Source organism: Streptomyces sp. NPDC004667, assembly GCF_040609475.1.
In the GTDB taxonomy this organism is placed as follows: Bacteria; Actinomycetota; Actinomycetes; order Streptomycetales; family Streptomycetaceae; genus Streptomyces.
This window is the reverse complement of the sequence record NZ_JBEXKC010000125.1, coordinates 1-15,475: the sequence shown is the minus strand read 5'-3', so window position 1 is coordinate 15,475 and position 15,475 is coordinate 1. Positions and strand designations below refer to the sequence as shown.

The window sequence follows — 15,475 nt, the reverse complement described above, 5'->3', positions numbered from 1 at the left end:
GCCGGCGAGCCGGCCGCCCGCGCCGAGGAACAGGCCGGTGCCTATCGCCCCGCCGATGGCGATCATGTTGATGTGCCGGGACTTCAGGTCCTTGCTGTAGCCCTCGTCACCGGCGTCGACGTGGCGGGACGAGGCCTCGGCGGGGGCCTCGGTCAAGGTGCGGTCACTCATTCGGGACTTCGCCTTCGTGGTTCGGACAGGCAGGTCCGGGGCGCGTGCGGGGGAGCTGGGTGGTGTCCCCCGTGCCGCGTTCCGGTGATTTTGTCGCCCCAATAGACCATGAGGCTCCGCTACCCGCCAAAATCGGCCTCATGCGCGCGCAGGCCCCCGGCGACCATGGAAACGGTCGCGGGGGGCCTGCGGCGGGCACGAAAGCGAGGCTACGGGGCTCAGTCGGCCGGGTCGGCCTCCGCGGCCTGGTCGAGGCGGAAGGCCTCGTTGCCCAGGCCGATCCGGGCGTGGGCCTCGGGACGGCGCTTCTTGAGCAGCAGCCCGTGGACCAGTCCGCCCAGGGCGGCCACGACGATGATCGCGGGCAGCGTCCAGCTCAGCGCGGACCCCTCCGCGGCGCCGACCAGCACGCCGAAGTCGCGCACGGTGTAGACGGCGATGGCGATGAGCGCGAGGCCTGCCAGGGCCGCGGCGATCAGACGCCACACCTGGGCGCCCGCGGTGCCGCGGCGGACGAAGAAGGCGATGACGGCGCAGGAGGAGGCGGCCATCAGGACGGTCACGCCGAGGGCGCCGACGCTGCCCATCCAGGTGAACAGGTGCAGGACGGGAGTGGTGGGGTCGCCGGCCGGCATGCTGTCGGTCAGCGCGAAGACGATGACGACGGCGGCGGCCACGACGGTCTGCAGCAGGGAGCCGGTGGCGGGGGCGCCGGTGCCGGGGTTGGTACGGCCGAAGCGGGCCGGGAGCAGGCCCTCACGGCCCATGGCGAAGGCGTAGCGGGCGACGACGTTGTGGAAGCTGAGCATGGCCGCGAACATGCCGGTGACGAACAGCACGTGCAGGACGTCGGTGAAGGCGGCGCCCAGACGGGCCTCGGTCAGCTCGAAGAGCAGTCCGGGACCGGCCTTCGCGGAGGCGGCGGTGATCTGGGCGGGTCCGGTGGCCACGGACAGGGCCCAGGCGCTGAGGGCGAAGAAGACGGCGACGAAGCCGATGGCGAGGAACATCACGCGCGAAACCACGATGTGCGGCCTGCTGGTCTCCTCGGCGTACACCGGGGACTGCTCGAAGCCGACGAAGGCGGCGATGCAGAAGCACAGGGCCGTGCCGAGGCCGGCTCCGGAGAGGGTGCCGGGGTCGAAGGCGGTGAGGGAGAGTCCTTCGGGGCCGGGCTTGCCGAGGGCGGCGGCGTCGAAGACGACGACGAGGGCGCACTCGATCAGCAGCAGGACGCCGAGCACCTTGGCGTTGAGGTCGATCTTCAGCCAGCCGAGCGCGCCGGTGGCGGCGACGGCGATCAGGGCCGGGATCCACCAGGCGACCCGGGTGTCGAGGTAGGTCGCGAAGAGGCCGGAGATCTCGAAGCCGAGGATGCCGTACACGCCGACCTGCATGGCGCTGTAGGCGACGAGGGCGACGAGGGACGCGGAGGCCCCGGCGGTGGGCCCGAGGCCGCGGGCGATGTACGCGTAGAAGGCGCCGGCGTTGTGGACGTGGCGGCTCATCTCGGCGTACCCGATGCCGAAGAGGGCGAGGACGACGCCGAGGATCACGAAGAGCAGCGGCTGGCCGACGATGCCCATGACCCCGAAGATCGTGGGCATGACACCTGCGACGACCATCAGGGGCGCGCTCGCGGCGAGTACGGAGAGCAGCAGTCCGGCGGTGCCGAGGCGGTCGGCGCGCAGGGCGCGGTCCTGGCCCTTGTACGTGCGGATCTCGGCCTCGGCTGGGAGCGTGGTGGATCTGCCCGTCGGCATGGCGGGGTCCTTTCGGGGGACTGGCTGGTCGGGGTCAGGCGGTGCCGAGCGCGGCGCTGCGCGCGGCGAGGAAGGCCTTGTGCGGGTCCCGGTCCGGATAGGACCAGGGCGCGGGGGTGGCATGGCTGCCGATGCGGTGGAAGAGGGCCGCGGCCTCGGCGGGGCGGCCCTCGCAGAGCTTGGCGTGGGCGAGGAAGTTGAGGTCGACCCGGTTGCGGGGGTGGTCCTCGCGTTCCCACTCCAGCCACCAGTCGAAGGCGGAGCGCAGCACCTGCCGGGCGCGGCGGCCGGTCCAGTGCGGGCCGGCGGACTCGGGGGCGGAACCCCCCTGGGCGGCGGCGAGGACCCGGTAGCGCTCGGCGTGGGCGATGACGGGCAGCACGGCGAGCGGGGAGTCGGCCGGGGACTCCTCGGCGGCCCAGGCGGCGAAGTCGTAGACCTCGTGGAGCGGGTCGTGCCCCAGGGAGGGGGTGCGTTCGGCCAGCTTGGCGACCATCAGGTGGTGGGCGTGGTGGTGCTCCCGGTGGCGGGCCCGGACCTGGTCGAAGTGGCGGCTGAACTCCTCCTCGGTGCCGAAGGCGCGGGAGAGCATGAGCAGGCCCAGCCAGGGCGTGGGGTCGGCGGGCAGCAGCGCGGCGGCCCGCCGGCAGGCCTCCTCGGCCGCCTCGGGGGTGCCCTTGCGACGCAGGGCGCCGAAGACGGCGGCGCAGGCGAGGAGGGTCGTGGCGTCGGCGCTGCCGGGCTCGGCGAGCAGCCATTCGCGGGCCCACGCGGTGGCGGCCGGGGTTTCGGCGAGGACGACGACGCGGTGGCCCCGGCGGTCCCAGTCGTCACCGGTGCCGACGAGGAGGGCGCGGGCCTTGGCCCACCGGCCCTGGGTGAACTGGGAGCGTACGGAGACCAGTTCGGTGTCGCACAGGGCGGGGTCGAAGAGCGCCGCGTCCCGCTTGCGGGCGCGGCCGAGGGGCGGCGGAGGCGGGGACATCCGCGGGTTCCCTCCAGGACGCGGGCGCGGGTGGACCACGTACGCGGGAGCACGCACGGGGTGACGCTGAGGATGGCGGTACCGGTGGTGCGGGCGGTTCCGGTGGTGCGGCTGGATCATGCCGGTGAGCGTTCCGGATGATCACGCACAGCAAACCGGTACGCACAGCTCCGCGTCAAGGTCCGCTCCGCCGGGTGGCGGGTTTCAACTGGTGTTTCCGTTGGCCGAGTTGGCATGGTTGTGGTGGTTCGGATATGGGTGTCGCCCCCGGGACGGTCCCCGTAGGCTGCCGCCATGGCGATCTACGACGACCTGCCCCCCTTCCTCCTGGGCCTCCCCGGGGAACAGCGGGACCAACTGGTGGCGGCCGTGCTGAGCGGGGCCAAGACCACGACGACGGGACTGCTGGAGGAGTACGAGCGGGAGGGCGAGCCGCTGCCCGAACCGGGTGGCCGCGCGGCCCTGATGGACTCCGCCGGACAGCGGCTGGCTGTCCTGGAACTGACGGAGGTACGGGTGCTGCGGCTGGCCGACGTCGAACTGCGGCACGCGCTGGACGAGGGCGAGGGATACGCGTCCGTGGCCGAATGGCGCGCCTCCCACGAGGAGTTCTGGCACGGCCCCGAACTGCGCGCGGCCATGGGCGACCCCTGCTTCACCGTCCACGACGACACCATGGTCGTGACCGAACGCTTCAGGCTCGTCCGGGACGGGGTCTAGGAGACGCGGTCTAGGAGACGGGGTCTAGGAGACGGGGTCTAGGAGACGGCCCTCGCCGCCGCGCGGCCCGCCGCGCGGCCCGAGAAGATGCAGCCGCCCAGGAAGGTGCCCTCCAGCGCGCGGTAGCCGTGGACCCCTCCCCCGCCGAAGCCGGCCGCCTCGCCGGCGGCGTAGACGCCGGGGAGCGGTTCGCCCGCCGGGGTCAGGACGCGGGAGGACAGATCGGTCTCCAGGCCGCCGAGGGACTTGCGGGTCAGGATGGAGAGCCGGACGGCGATCAGCGGGCCCGCCTTCGGGTCGAGGATGCGGTGCGGGGCGGCGGTGCGGATCAGCTTGTCGCCGAGGTACTTGCGGGCGCCGTGGATGGCCGTCACCTGGAGGTCCTTGGTGAAGGGGTTGGCGATCTCCCGGTCGCGGGCCACGACCTCCCGGCGGACGGTGGCCTCGTCGAGGAGGTTCTCCTTGGTGACGGCGTTCATCCCGCGCACCAGGGCGGCGAGGTCCCGCTCGACGACGAAGTCGGCGCCGCGGTCCATGAAGGCCTTCACCGGGCCGGGCACGGCCTGGCGGGCGCGGTCGATCACGTCGCGGACCGATTTGCCGGTCAGGTCGGGGTTCTGTTCGGAGCCGGAGAGGCCGAACTCCTTGCCGATGATGCGCTGGTTGAGCACGAACCAGGTGTGGTCGTGGCCCGTCTTCATGATGTGGTCGAGGGTGCCGAGGGTGTCGAAGCCCGGGAAGAGCGGTACGGGCAGCCGCTTGCCGGTGGCGTCGAGCCAGAGCGAGGAGGGGCCGGGCAGGATGCGGATGCCGTGCCGGGCCCAGATGGGGTCCCAGTTCTCGATGCCCTCGGTGTAGTGCCACATCCGGTCCTTGTTGATGTGGCTGGCGCCGGCCCGCTCCGTGATGCCGAGCATCAGGCCGTCCACGTGCGCCGGGACCCCGGACAGCAGCCGCTCGGGCGGGGTGCCGAGGCGGGCCGGCCACTGGGCGCGCACGAGGTCGTGGTTGCCGCCGATGCCGCCGCTCGTGACGATCACGGCCTGGGCCCGGAGGGAGAAGGCCCCGGTGACCTCGCGGCTGCTGGCGGCGCCCCGTACGGCGTCCGAGGGGGCCAGGACCTCCCCGGTGACGGTGTCCACGACGCCGCCGGTGGTGTCGAGACCGGTGACCCGGTGGCGGAAGCGGAACTCGACCAGGCCGCGGGCCGCCCCGGCCCGGACCCGGCGTTCGAAGGGGGCGACCAGGCCGGGGCCCGTGCCCCAGGTGATGTGGAAGCGGGGGACGGAGTTGCCGTGGCCGTTCGCGTCGTAGCCGCCGCGCTCCGCCCAGCCGACGACGGGGAAGAAGCGGACGCCCTGGGAGTGCAGCCAGGGCCGCTTCTCCCCGGCCGCGAAGTCCACGTAGGCCTCGGCCCAGCGGCGCGGCCAGGCGTCCTCGGGCCGGTCGAACCCCGCGGTCCCTGCCCAGTCCTGGAGGGCGAGCTCGCGGCTGTCCCTGATGCGCATCCGGCGCTGCTCGGGCGAGTCCACGAAGAACAGGCCGCCGAAGGACCAGTGGGCCTGGCCCCCGACGGACTGCTCGGGCTCCTGGTCGAGGAGGATCACCTTGCGGCCCGCGTCGACGAGCTCGGCGGTGGCGACGAGCCCGGCGAGGCCCGCTCCGATCACGATCACGTCGGCGTCGTACGTCGTCATGGATAGCCCGTCCTCCGGTCGATGGTGGGGCAGATCCTTTGCTACGGAGCGGTAACCAGTCAATGGCGGTGGTTGGATGGATTCCGTGAGTGCCGCTGATGAAGTACTGGACGTGGTGGACCGGGACGACCGGGTCACCGGGCAGGCCCCGCGGGGCGAGGTCTACGCCCGGGGGCTGCTCCACCGGTGTGTGTTCGTGCAGGCCAGGGACGCGCGGGGGCGGGTGTTCGTGCACCGCCGGACCGCGTCGAAGCTGGTGTTCCCCGGGCACTACGACATGTTCGTGGGCGGGGTGCTGGGCGCCGGGGAGGACTACGCGGGGGCCGCGCTGCGGGAGGCCGAGGAGGAGCTGGGGGTGAGCGGGCTGGAGCAGCCGGCGCCGCTGTTCAAGTTCCTCTACGAGGGTCCGGGCGGGGCCTGGTGGTCATACGTGCACGAGGTGCGGTGCGAGCTGCCGGTGGCCCCGCAGGCCTCGGAGGTGGACTGGCACACCTGGCTCCCGCAGGAGGAGCTGGAGCGGCGGGTCGCCGACGGGAGCTGGGCGTGGGTACCGGACGGGCTGGAGGCGTACCGGCGGCTGACGGCGTACCGCGCGGGGTGAGGGGCGGGCGGCCGGGGTGGCCGGGGCGGTCGGGGCGGGGCACGGAGGAGGCGCCGGGGCGGAACGCCGGGGCGGCCGGGGCGGGGCGCGCTGGCTGAGCGGGCGGCGCCGGAGGCCGGGGCGGGGCACGCGGGCTGAGCGCCCGGCGCGAAGGCCGGGGCGCTCCCGGGGCGGCCGGGTGGCTGCCCGTAGATTGGCCGGATGATCGACTTCGTCAAGGACGTGCGCCTCTGGTTCGCGCCGCAGCGGCTGAGGGACGAGGGCGACACCCCGGACTACCGGTTCTCCCTGGCCAACGAGCGGACCTTCCTGGCCTGGATCCGGACCGCGCTGGCGCTGGTGGGCGGCGGGTTCGCGGTGGACCAGTTCCTGCCGGACCTGCGGTGGGGGGTGCGCGTCGGGATGGCTCTCGCGCTGCTGGCCGTCGGTGCGGCCTGCGCGCTGCGCGCGGTGAACCACTGGGTGCGGTGCGAGCGGGCGATGCGGCGGGGGGAGGACCTGCCGCTGTCCCGGTTCCCGGTGGTGCTCAGTCTGGGCGTCGGGCTGGTCGCGGTGGCGATGGTGGTGGTCGTGCTGCTGGGCTGGACGACGGGCCGGTGAGCGGGCCGGGCACGGCCTCCCGCGACGCCGGGCTCCAGCCGGAACGGACCCGGCTGGCCTGGCGGCGTACGACACTGGCCTGTTCGGTGGCCGCGGTACTTGCGCTGCGGCAGGCCCTGCACGGCTCCGGCTCCCCCCTGCGGGTGGCCGGGACTGCGGTGATCGCGCTGATCTGGCTGGCGTTCCTGGGTGTGGCGCACGTGCGCGTGCGGCAGCTGGCGGCGGCGCGGCCTCCGGCGCTCGCGCCGCGGGTGGCGCTCGCAGCGGTGCTGTGCACCGTGGCGCTGGCGCTGTTCGCGATGACGGTGATCTTCTGAAGATCTGCCGAGCCGTGCGACACGAGCCCGGACAGAACGGGTGTTAAGGGGCGTTCCGCACTAGCCTCTGCGCCATGACGACCCTGCACCACGAGCACCCCACCCACGAACACACCCACGGCCCCTCGTGCGGGCACCGGGCGGTCTCGCACGGCGACCACGTGGACTACGCGCACGACGGCCACCTGCACCGGGAGCACTCCGGGCACTGGGACGAGTGCGAGACCACGGACCACACCACCCACGACGGGCACGCGCACGCCCACGGGACCGACTGCGGGCACGAGTCGGTCCCGCACGGCGACCACGTCGACTACCTCCACGACGGGCACCGGCACGCGGAGCACGACGGCCACTACGACGACCACTGACGGCCGCTCACCCCCGCTCTCCCCCGGCCGGGCCACGGCTGACAGGATGCCGATCACCTGTCGTAGCGACCCGGGGGAGAGCGCCCATGACCGTCGACGCACCGTACGTAGTCCAGCCCGCGGCCGGGGTGTACGCCTACGTCCAGCCGGACGGGGGCTGGTGCCTGAACAACGCCGGCTTCGTCAGTGACGGCGGGCGGACCCTGCTCGTCGACACGGCCGCCACCGAGCGGCGGGCGCTGGCCCTGCGCGAGGCCGTCACGGCGGCCGGGGTGCCGCTCCCCCGGACCGTGGTCAACACCCACCACCACGGCGACCACACCTACGGCAACGGGGTGTTCGCGCCCGAGGCCCTGATCGTCGGGCACGACAACGCCCGCGCCGAGCAGCTCGCGGCCGGGCACCAGCTGGAGCTGATCTGGCCCGCGACCGACTTCGGGGCGATAGAGATCGTCCCGCCGGACCTCACCTTCAGCGAGCGCCTGACCCTGCACGTCGGCGAGATCGAGGTGCGGGTCATCCACCCGGGCGTGGCGCACACCACCGGGGACGCGGTCGTGTGGCTGCCCCGGCAGCGGGTGGTCTTCACCGGGGACCTGGTCTTCGCCGGGGGCACGCCGTTCCTGGCGATGGGTTCGCTGTCCGGGTCGCTGCGGGCGCTGGAGCTGCTGAAGTCCCTGGGCGCGGAGACCGTCGTACCGGGGCACGGGCCGCTGACCGACGCCTCGGCGTACGCGGCGACCGAGCGGTACCTGCGGTTCGTCGCCGAACTGGCGCGGGAGGGGCGGGAGAAGGGGCTGACCCCGCTGGAGGTCGCACAGGGGGCCGATCTCGGAGAGTTCGCGGCCTGGCGGGAGAGCGAGCGGCTGGTGGCGAACGTGCACCGGGCGTACGCGGAGCTGGCCGGGGAGCCGGAGGGGGCGGCGCTGGACATCATGGCCGCGCTCCGGGACATGACGGTGATGAACGGGGGCACGCCGATCCTCTGCCACGCCTGACGCGGGCGGGCGGCGGTGTCCGGAGGGTTCCTCCGGCCCGCCCCCTGGACGCCATACCGACTGGTCGGCATGATGTCCTCCGAGCAACCCTCACCGTCAACCCCGTACGGAGGTGCGCACCATGACCGCAGTCCCGGCAGGCTCCCCGAGCCCGCGCGGCCTGGACCTGGAGCGGCTGCGCGGCCATCTCGACGCCGCGCGCCCCGGGCTCGTGGGCGGGCCGCTGAGCGGCCGGCTGATCGAGGGGGGCCGGTCGAACCTGACGTACGCGGTCACCGACGGCACCGCCCGCTGGGTGGTGCGCCGCCCGCCGCTCGGGCACGTCCTGGCCACCGCGCACGACATGCGGCGCGAGCACCGGGTGATCGCCGCCCTGCACGGGACGGCCGTACCGGTGCCCGGACCGCTGCTGCTGTGCGAGGACGAGGAGGTGCTGGGCGCGCCGTTCTACGTGATGGAGTACGTGGACGGGGTCCCCTACCGGACCGCCGCCCAGCTGGAGGAGATCGGCCCCGAGCGGACCCGGCGGGCGGTGCTCGCCCTGGTGGACACCCTCGTCGACCTGCACGCGGTGGATCCCGGCGCGGTGGGGCTGGGCGATTTCGGCCGGCCCGAGGGCTTCCTCGACCGGCAGTTGCGCCGCTGGGGCAAACAGCTCGCGGCCTCCCGCGGGCGGGAGCTGGCCGGCATCGACGAGCTCCACGCCGCGCTCGGCGAGGCCCTGCCCGCCTCCCCCGCGCCGACCGTGGTGCACGGGGACTTCCGGCTGGACAACGTACTGATCGGCGGGCCGGACGACTCGATCCGGGCGGTACTGGACTGGGAGATGTCCACGCTGGGCGATCCGCTCACCGACCTCGGGCTGCTGGTGATGTACAGCTCCGACCTGGGCCTGACGGACTCCCCGGTCAGCACGACCAGCCGCGCACCGGGGCATCCGGACCCCGCCGAACTGGTCGAACGCTACGCCGCCCGCTCCGGGCGCGACACCGGCGCGATCGCCTGGTACACGGCCTTCGCCTGGTTCAAGCTCGCGGTGATCCTCGAAGGCATCCACTACCGCTTCACGCTCGGCCAGACGGTCGGCGCGGGCTTCGACCGGATCGGCGAACTGGTCCCGGTCTTCATCGAACACGGTCTGACCACCCTCCAGGAAGGCTGAGCCGCACCCATGGACTTCGCATTCGACGCCCGGACCGAGGAACTCCGCGAGCGGTTGCTCGCGTTCATGGAGAGTCACGTGTACCCGGCGGAGGCCCTCGCCGCCGAGCAGCGCGCACGGCTGGCCTCGCCCTGGGACACCCCGGCCGTCTTCGGTGAGCTGAAGGCCGAAGCGCGCCGCCAGGGCCTGTGGAACCTGTTCATGCCCGACTCCGAGCACGGCGCCGGGCTGACCAACCTCCAGTACGCCCCGCTCGCCGAGATCACCGGCCGCAGTCCGCACCTGGCGCCGATGGCGACCAACTGCGCCGCCCCGGACACCGGGAACATGGAGGTGCTCGCGCAGTTCGGCAGCGAGGAGCAGCAGAAGCAGTGGCTGGAGCCGCTGCTGGCCGGGGAGATCCGCTCGGCGTTCGCGATGACCGAGCCGGAGGTGGCCTCCTCCGACGCGACGAACATCGAGACGCGGATCGAGCGTTCGGCGGACGGCTCGGGGTACGCGGTCACCGGCCGCAAGTGGTTCATCTCCGGTGCCATGAACCCGGACTGCAAGATCTTCATCGTGATGGGCAAGACCGACCCGGACGGCGCCGATCCGCGCCGCCAGCAGTCGATGATCCTGGTGCCGCGCGACACCCCGGGCGTCGAGGTGCGGCGGGCGATGACGGTGTACGGGTACGCCGACCACGACCACGGCGGCCACGCCGAGGTGGTCTTCGACGGGGCCCGGGTGCCGGCCGCGAACCTGATCGGCGAGGAGGGGTCCGGCTTCGCGATCGCCCAGGCACGGCTCGGCCCGGGCCGGATCCACCACTGCATGCGCCTGATCGGCATGGCCGAGCGGGCCGTCGAGCTGATGTGCCGGCGCGCGGTGGGACGTACGGCCTTCGGCAAGGAGCTGGCCGCGCAGGGAGTCGTGCAGGGCTGGATCGCGGACGCCCGGGTCACCATCGAGCAGCTGCGGCTGCTGGTGCTGAAGACCGCCTGGCTGATGGACACGGTGGGCAACCGCGGCGCGCACACCGAGATCCAGGCCATCAAGATCGCCACCCCGCGCGCGGTCGTGGGGATCCTGGACCAGGCCGTGCAGCTGCACGGCGCGGGCGGGGTCAGCCAGGACTTCCCGCTGGCCGAGCTGTGGGCGGCGGCGCGGACGCTGCGGCTGGCGGACGGGCCGGACGAGGTCCACCAGCGCTCGCTGGCCCACCGGGAACTGAAGGGGTACGCGGGGCGCTCCTGAACGTGTGGGAATCGTGTGGGAGTTCGCGCGAACCCATGTGCGAGGTGAAGGCGGTGCGGGGGGCCTTTTAAGAAACCTTGTTGAACAACTCCGAACCGCCGGTACGTTCTTGATTTGCGCCTGTCAATCGGAACAGGGTTCTCCAGAAGGTTCGACGCCCCACACGTCACCATGAGGAGAACGTTCCAGATGGCAACTCACAAGCGCAGCCGCACTCTCCGGTACGCGGCGGTCGGCACGGGAGCCGCCGTCGCGGCCGCCGCGGCCCTGATCGCCAGCCCCTTAGCGGGAGCGGCGACACCGGCCGAGGGCACGGTGTACGGCCTGGGCGCACCCGGTGCGATCAGCGGCAGTTACGTCGTCATACTCGACGCATCCGCGAACAAGGAACAGCTCGCCAAGAAGTACGGCGGTGAGCTGAAGCGCACCTACAGCTCCGGGGTCAACGGTTTCTCGGCCTCGGGCCTGAGCGAGACCGAGGCCAAGCGGCTCGCCGCGGACCCGGCCGTCGGCAAGGTCGTGCAGAACAAGAAGTTCACGATCAAGACCACGCAGAACGACCCGCCGTCATGGGGTCTGGACCGGATCGACCAGACGGCGACGGCGGGCGACAAGAAGTACACCTACCCCGACGGCGCCGGCGAGGGCGTGACGGCGTACGTCATCGACACCGGCATACGCACGACGCACAAGGACTTCGGCGGTCGCGCGACGTCCGGCTTCGACGCGGTGGACAACGACGACAAGGCCGACGACGGCAACGGCCACGGCACGCACGTCGCGGGCACCATAGCCGGGACCGCGCACGGCGTCGCCAAGAAGGCGAAGCTGGTCGCGGTGCGGGTGCTGGACGACAACGGCTCCGGCACGACCGAACAGGTGGTCGCCGGGATCGACTGGGTCACCCAGCACCACTCGGGGCCTTCGGTGGCCAACATGAGCCTGGGCGGCGGCGCGGACGAGGCGCTCGACGAGGCGGTGCGCCGGGCCATCGCCTCCGGCGTCACCTTCGCGGTGGCGGCGGGCAACGAGTCGGCCGACGCCGGCCAGGGCTCCCCCGCACGGGTCCCGGAGGCGATCACCGTGGCGTCGAGCACCATCGACGACGCGCAGTCCTCGTTCTCCAACTTCGGCTCCGTGGTGGACCTGTACGCGCCGGGTTCGGACATCACGTCCGACTGGAACGACAGCGACACCGGTACGAAGACCATCTCGGGCACCTCCATGGCCACCCCGCACGTGGTGGGCGCCGCGGCGGTCTACCTGGCCGGGCACCCGTCCGCGACCCCGGCGCAGACGGCCGCGGCGCTGACGGCCGCGGCCACGAGCGGCGCGGTGACCAACCCTTCGGCGGGCACGGCGAACAAGCTGCTGAAGGTGGCTCCGTAGCGGCGTGGTCCCCGTAGTCCCGTAGTCCCGTGGTCCCGTGGCGGCCTGTGCCGGTGCGGGGCTACGGGCGCAGGGAGCGCAGCAGCAGGTCGGCGAGGTGGTCCGCGACCTGGTGCGGGGTGAGCGGGCCGTCGGTGCGGTACCAGGTCGACAGGTGGTGGACGGACCCGAAGTAGAAGTCCACCACCAGGTCGGCGGGGGTGACCGTGGCGAACACCCCGGTGCGCTGGCCCTCCTCGACCAGGGCCCGGAACCGCTCGTGGTAGCGCCGGCGCTCCGCCCGCACCTGCTTGTACTTCTCCGGGCTGAGCTGGTGCATCGACCGGAAGAAGATCATCGCGTCGTCGAGGTTCTCGATGGTGGTCACCACCACGTCGGCGGCGGCGGCCCGCAGCCGCTCCTCGACGGGAGCGTCGGATCCGGCCACCGCGTCGAGCCGCTGCTGCTGGAGGCGCAGCATGCGCGCGTACACCTCGTGCAGCAGGTCGTCCTTGGAACCGAAGTAGTGGTAGAGCGCACCCTTGGTGACGCCGGCCGCCTCGACGATCTCCTGCACGGAGGTGCGGTCGTAGCCGCGCTCGGCGAAAAGCCTGGTCGCGACGGCGAGCAGGCGCTGCGGCACCGGGGTCTCCCGGTTGATGTCCTCGGGTCCCGCGGTGGTGCTGGCGGCCATGGTGCTCGCCTTCCTCTCCTGATCCGTCGCCTGTCCTGCGTGTGCCGGGTGTCCTGCGCCGTACGACCGTACGGCGGTTTTCAGCCGCGCTCGCGCAGTTCCCGTCGCAGGATCTTGCCACTGGTGGTCTGGGGAAGAACAGGCAGGATCTCGACCTCGCGCGGGTACTTGTACGCGGCGAGCCGCTCGGCGCAGTACGCGGACAGCTGAGCGGGGTCGGCGGTGGCACCGGGCCGCAGGCTCACGTACGCCTTCACGCTCTCGCCGCGGTAGGCGTCGGGGACGCCGACGACGGCCGCCTCGCGGACGGCGGGATGGGTGTAGAGGACGTCCTCCACCTCCCTCGGCCAGACCTTGAACCCGGAGGCGTTGATCATGTCCTTCTTGCGGTCGACGACGTAGAGCCAGCCGTCGGGGTCCATGAAGCCGACGTCCCCGGTCCGCAGTTCCCCGTCCGGGAAGGCCGCGGCGCTCTCGTCCGGGAGCCCCCAGTACCCCGGCACGACCTGGGGGCCGCGGACGGCGATCTCGCCGGTCTCGCCGAGGGGGACCTCGGCACCCTGCTCGTCGAGGATCCGTACGAGGGTCTGCGCGCCGGGCAGGCCGACCGAGAGGGTGCCGGAGCGGGGGTCGACGGGGGCCTCGCGGTGGGCGGGGACCGAGGCGCAGGGGGCGGTGCACTCGGTGAGGCCGTAGCCGTTGCGGAGGTAGAAGCCGAAGGAGGCGCGCAGGCGTTCGACGAGGGCGGGCGGCAGCGGGGCGCCGCCCGAGGAGACCACCTGGAACGAGGCGAAGTGCTCGGCGGTGGCCGCGGGGTGGGCGGCCAGGGCCGTGAAGGCGGTGGCCGGTCCGATGGTGTAGGCCGGGCGGTGTTCGAGGAAGGCGTCGAGTACGGCGCCCGCGTCGAAGCGGCGGGTGAGGACGAGGGTGCCGGCGTTGACGAAGCAGGCGGCGAGCTCGCAGACGAGGCCGGTGATGTGGAAGAGCGGAGCGAGGGCGAAGTAACCGGCGCCTTCGGCGAGGGGGTGGCCGGTGACCTGGCGGGTGGCGTTGTAGGTCAGCGCCCCGTGCGGGTTCATGGCGCCCTTGGGGGTGCCCGAGGTGCCGGAGGTGTAGCCGAGGAGCGCGAGGTCGTCCGGGCCCGGAGCGGGCCCGTCCGGCGCGGGGTGCCCCTGCCGCGCCACGGTCACCAGGTCCTCGGGCCCGCCCGGGAACCGCTCCTGCTCCCGGCCCCGCTCCGGGGCCGGGGCCGGGGAGGGCGGCGGGGCCGGGGAGGGCGGCGGGAAGAGGCGGGCGTCGTCGCGGTTCTGGAAGTCGCGCTCGTCGGTGGTGAGGGCGATCCGGACGCCGGCCTCGTGCGCGGTCCCGCGCAGGTACGCCGCCCAGGCGCGGGCCTCGCAGACCAGCGCGACGGCGCCCGAGTCGCGCAGTACGTGCCCGGCCTCGGCGGACTTGTACATCGGGTTCAGCGGGACGACCACCGCCCCGGCCTTCCAGGCGGCCAGCACGGCGAGCACGAAGTGCGGGGTGTTCTGGAGCATGACGGCGATCCGGTCGCCGCGCCGGACCCCCCGCGCGGCGAGGTACCCGGCGAGGGAGTCGGACAGGGCGTCGGCCTCGGCGTAGCCGACGCGCCCGTCGAAGTACGCCAGGGCCGTGCGCCCGGGGGCGCGCGCCACGGCGGCCCGGAAGGCGTGGAGCACGGTGGGCGGCGGGCTGACCGGCGCCAGCTGCGCCGCGCTGAGCCGACCCAGCCACGGCCGTGCGGCGTACGGGGAGCCGGTCGGGGCCGCCGCGTCCGCCCCGGGTGCGCGGGCGGGCGTCACGAGGACTCCCACTTCTGCTGGAGGTGGTTCATGGCTCCCAGCCACCGGTCCGGGTCGTTCGCGCGGGCGGCGTGGTAGTCCGCCACCTCGGGGTGCGGGAGGATCAAGAAGCGGCCCTTCTCCATGCCGTCGAACAGTGCGTCAGCGACCGCGTCCGGCTCGATGGCGGTCGGCGCCAGGACGAGTTCGCCCGCCGAGCCCGCGGCGGTCAGCATGTCGGTGCGCACGCCCTGCGGGCAGATGGCGTGGACCCGGACGCCCCGGTGGCGGTAGGTCAGCGAGAGCCATTCCGCGAAGGCGAGGGCACCGTGCTTGCTGACACTGTACGGCGCCGCCCCGATCATGGTCAGCAGCCCTGCGGCGGAGACGGTGGACACGAAGCGTCCGCTGCCCCGCTCCAGCCACTGCGGCAGCAGGGTCCGGGCGGCCCGTACGTGCGCCATGACGTTGGTGTCCCAGGCCGCCTCCCACACGGCCTCGTCCGCGAAGACGTCCCCGCCCGAGGCGAGTCCGGCGTTGGCGCAGTAGACGTCGACCGTGCCGCCGAGGGCCTCGCGGGCCGCCTCGGCGACGGTCGAGGCGTCTCCGGGGACCGCGACGGCCCGGGGGCCGATCCCCTGCGCGACCGAGGCGGCCTTCGCCGGGTCGAGGTCGTTGACGACGACGGTGGCTCCCTCGGCGGCGAAGCGGCGGGCGAGGGCCGCGCCGATGCCGCCGCCCGCGCCGGTGACGACGACTCGCTGGTCCTGGTACGCGTTCACGGGGATCACCTTTCGCCGCTGCCTGCCGGATCCCGGGCAGACTAACCAGTCGGTATGTCGGGGCGGAAGGGGTCCGGGCCCTAGCGTGTCCGGATGACGCTGTCACGACGCGGGGTGCTGGGACTGGCGGGGGCCATGGGGACCGCGGGGGCCGTCGCGGGAGCCGGCCCGGCGGCCCGCGCCGCCGCGGCGGGCACGGCGG

The 15,475-nt window shown here is 73.3% G+C and carries 15 protein-coding genes and 1 pseudogene; 9 read left to right on the top strand and 7 right to left on the bottom strand.

What is annotated here, in order from left to right; translation table 11 throughout:
* The 3 genes and pseudogenes from ABZW32_RS36295 to ABZW32_RS36285 all read right to left on the bottom strand — a co-directional run.
* A pseudogene (locus ABZW32_RS36295) lies at nucleotides 1-171 on the bottom strand (L-asparagine permease); the annotation flags it as partial.
* Nucleotides 172-389: 218 nt separating this feature from the next.
* Nucleotides 390-1,934: an APC family permease gene (locus ABZW32_RS36290; protein WP_356224631.1), complete on the bottom strand. Its 1,545-nt coding sequence runs from the start codon at nucleotides 1,932-1,934 to the stop codon at nucleotides 390-392.
* 34 nt (nucleotides 1,935-1,968) lie between these two features.
* Nucleotides 1,969-2,919, bottom strand: a complete 951-nt coding sequence (locus ABZW32_RS36285) for a hypothetical protein (RefSeq protein ID WP_356224629.1) — start codon at nucleotides 2,917-2,919, stop codon at nucleotides 1,969-1,971.
* Between the two features lie 294 nt (nucleotides 2,920-3,213).
* On the opposite strand from ABZW32_RS36285, the gene ABZW32_RS36280 reads away from it, so the two are divergent.
* Nucleotides 3,214-3,639 (top strand): ASCH domain-containing protein, encoded by a 426-nt coding sequence (locus tag ABZW32_RS36280; RefSeq protein WP_356224627.1) that lies wholly within the window; start codon nucleotides 3,214-3,216, stop codon nucleotides 3,637-3,639.
* Between the two features lie 38 nt (nucleotides 3,640-3,677).
* On the opposite strand, the gene ABZW32_RS36275 is transcribed toward ABZW32_RS36280, so the two are convergent.
* Nucleotides 3,678-5,336: an FAD-binding dehydrogenase gene (locus tag ABZW32_RS36275; protein WP_356224625.1), complete on the bottom strand. Its 1,659-nt coding sequence runs from the start codon at nucleotides 5,334-5,336 to the stop codon at nucleotides 3,678-3,680.
* 85 nt (nucleotides 5,337-5,421) lie between these two features.
* Between ABZW32_RS36275 and ABZW32_RS36270 the strand changes: the two genes are divergently transcribed.
* The 8 genes from ABZW32_RS36270 to ABZW32_RS36235 all read left to right on the top strand — a co-directional run bounded on the left by ABZW32_RS36270 (nucleotide 5,422) and on the right by ABZW32_RS36235 (nucleotide 12,013).
* Entirely contained in the window at nucleotides 5,422-5,937 is a 516-nt protein-coding gene (locus ABZW32_RS36270) for an NUDIX domain-containing protein (protein WP_356224623.1), read from the top strand.
* A gap of 201 nt (nucleotides 5,938-6,138) precedes the next feature.
* On the top strand, nucleotides 6,139-6,537 hold the full coding sequence (locus ABZW32_RS36265; protein WP_030238937.1) for a DUF202 domain-containing protein: 399 nt from the start codon (nucleotides 6,139-6,141) through the stop codon (nucleotides 6,535-6,537).
* Nucleotides 6,534-6,854: a DUF202 domain-containing protein gene (locus ABZW32_RS36260; protein ID WP_356224621.1), complete on the top strand. Its 321-nt coding sequence runs from the start codon at nucleotides 6,534-6,536 to the stop codon at nucleotides 6,852-6,854. Before ABZW32_RS36265 ends, ABZW32_RS36260 begins: the two co-directional genes overlap by 4 nt.
* A 74-nt stretch (nucleotides 6,855-6,928) precedes the next feature.
* Nucleotides 6,929-7,225, top strand: coding sequence for a hypothetical protein (locus tag ABZW32_RS36255; RefSeq protein WP_356224619.1), 297 nt, complete (start codon nucleotides 6,929-6,931; stop codon nucleotides 7,223-7,225).
* An 86-nt stretch (nucleotides 7,226-7,311) separates the two neighbouring features.
* On the top strand, nucleotides 7,312-8,223 hold the full coding sequence (locus tag ABZW32_RS36250; protein WP_356224617.1) for an MBL fold metallo-hydrolase: 912 nt from the start codon (nucleotides 7,312-7,314) through the stop codon (nucleotides 8,221-8,223).
* Nucleotides 8,224-8,344: 121 nt separating this feature from the next.
* Complete coding sequence (locus tag ABZW32_RS36245) at nucleotides 8,345-9,385, top strand: phosphotransferase family protein (protein ID WP_356224615.1); 1,041 nt, start codon at nucleotides 8,345-8,347, stop codon at nucleotides 9,383-9,385.
* 9 nt (nucleotides 9,386-9,394) lie between these two features.
* A complete protein-coding gene (locus ABZW32_RS36240) occupies nucleotides 9,395-10,624 on the top strand; it encodes an acyl-CoA dehydrogenase family protein (protein ID WP_356224613.1) in 1,230 nt (409 codons plus the stop codon).
* Between the two features lie 189 nt (nucleotides 10,625-10,813).
* Complete coding sequence (locus tag ABZW32_RS36235; RefSeq protein WP_356224611.1) at nucleotides 10,814-12,013, top strand: S8 family serine peptidase; 1,200 nt, start codon at nucleotides 10,814-10,816, stop codon at nucleotides 12,011-12,013.
* A gap of 61 nt (nucleotides 12,014-12,074) precedes the next feature.
* Here the strand turns inward: ABZW32_RS36235 and ABZW32_RS36230 are convergent, their stop codons facing one another.
* The 3 genes from ABZW32_RS36230 to ABZW32_RS36220 form a co-directional block, all read right to left on the bottom strand.
* Nucleotides 12,075-12,686: a TetR/AcrR family transcriptional regulator gene (locus tag ABZW32_RS36230; RefSeq protein WP_356224609.1), complete on the bottom strand. Its 612-nt coding sequence runs from the start codon at nucleotides 12,684-12,686 to the stop codon at nucleotides 12,075-12,077.
* 80 nt (nucleotides 12,687-12,766) lie between these two features.
* Complete coding sequence (locus tag ABZW32_RS36225) at nucleotides 12,767-14,512, bottom strand: AMP-binding protein (protein ID WP_356224607.1); 1,746 nt, start codon at nucleotides 14,510-14,512, stop codon at nucleotides 12,767-12,769.
* Nucleotides 14,509-15,282, bottom strand: coding sequence for an SDR family oxidoreductase (locus ABZW32_RS36220; RefSeq protein ID WP_356224605.1), 774 nt, complete (start codon nucleotides 15,280-15,282; stop codon nucleotides 14,509-14,511). The genes ABZW32_RS36225 and ABZW32_RS36220 overlap by 4 nt, the downstream gene beginning before the upstream one ends.
* Between the last annotated feature and the right edge of the window lie 193 nt (nucleotides 15,283-15,475).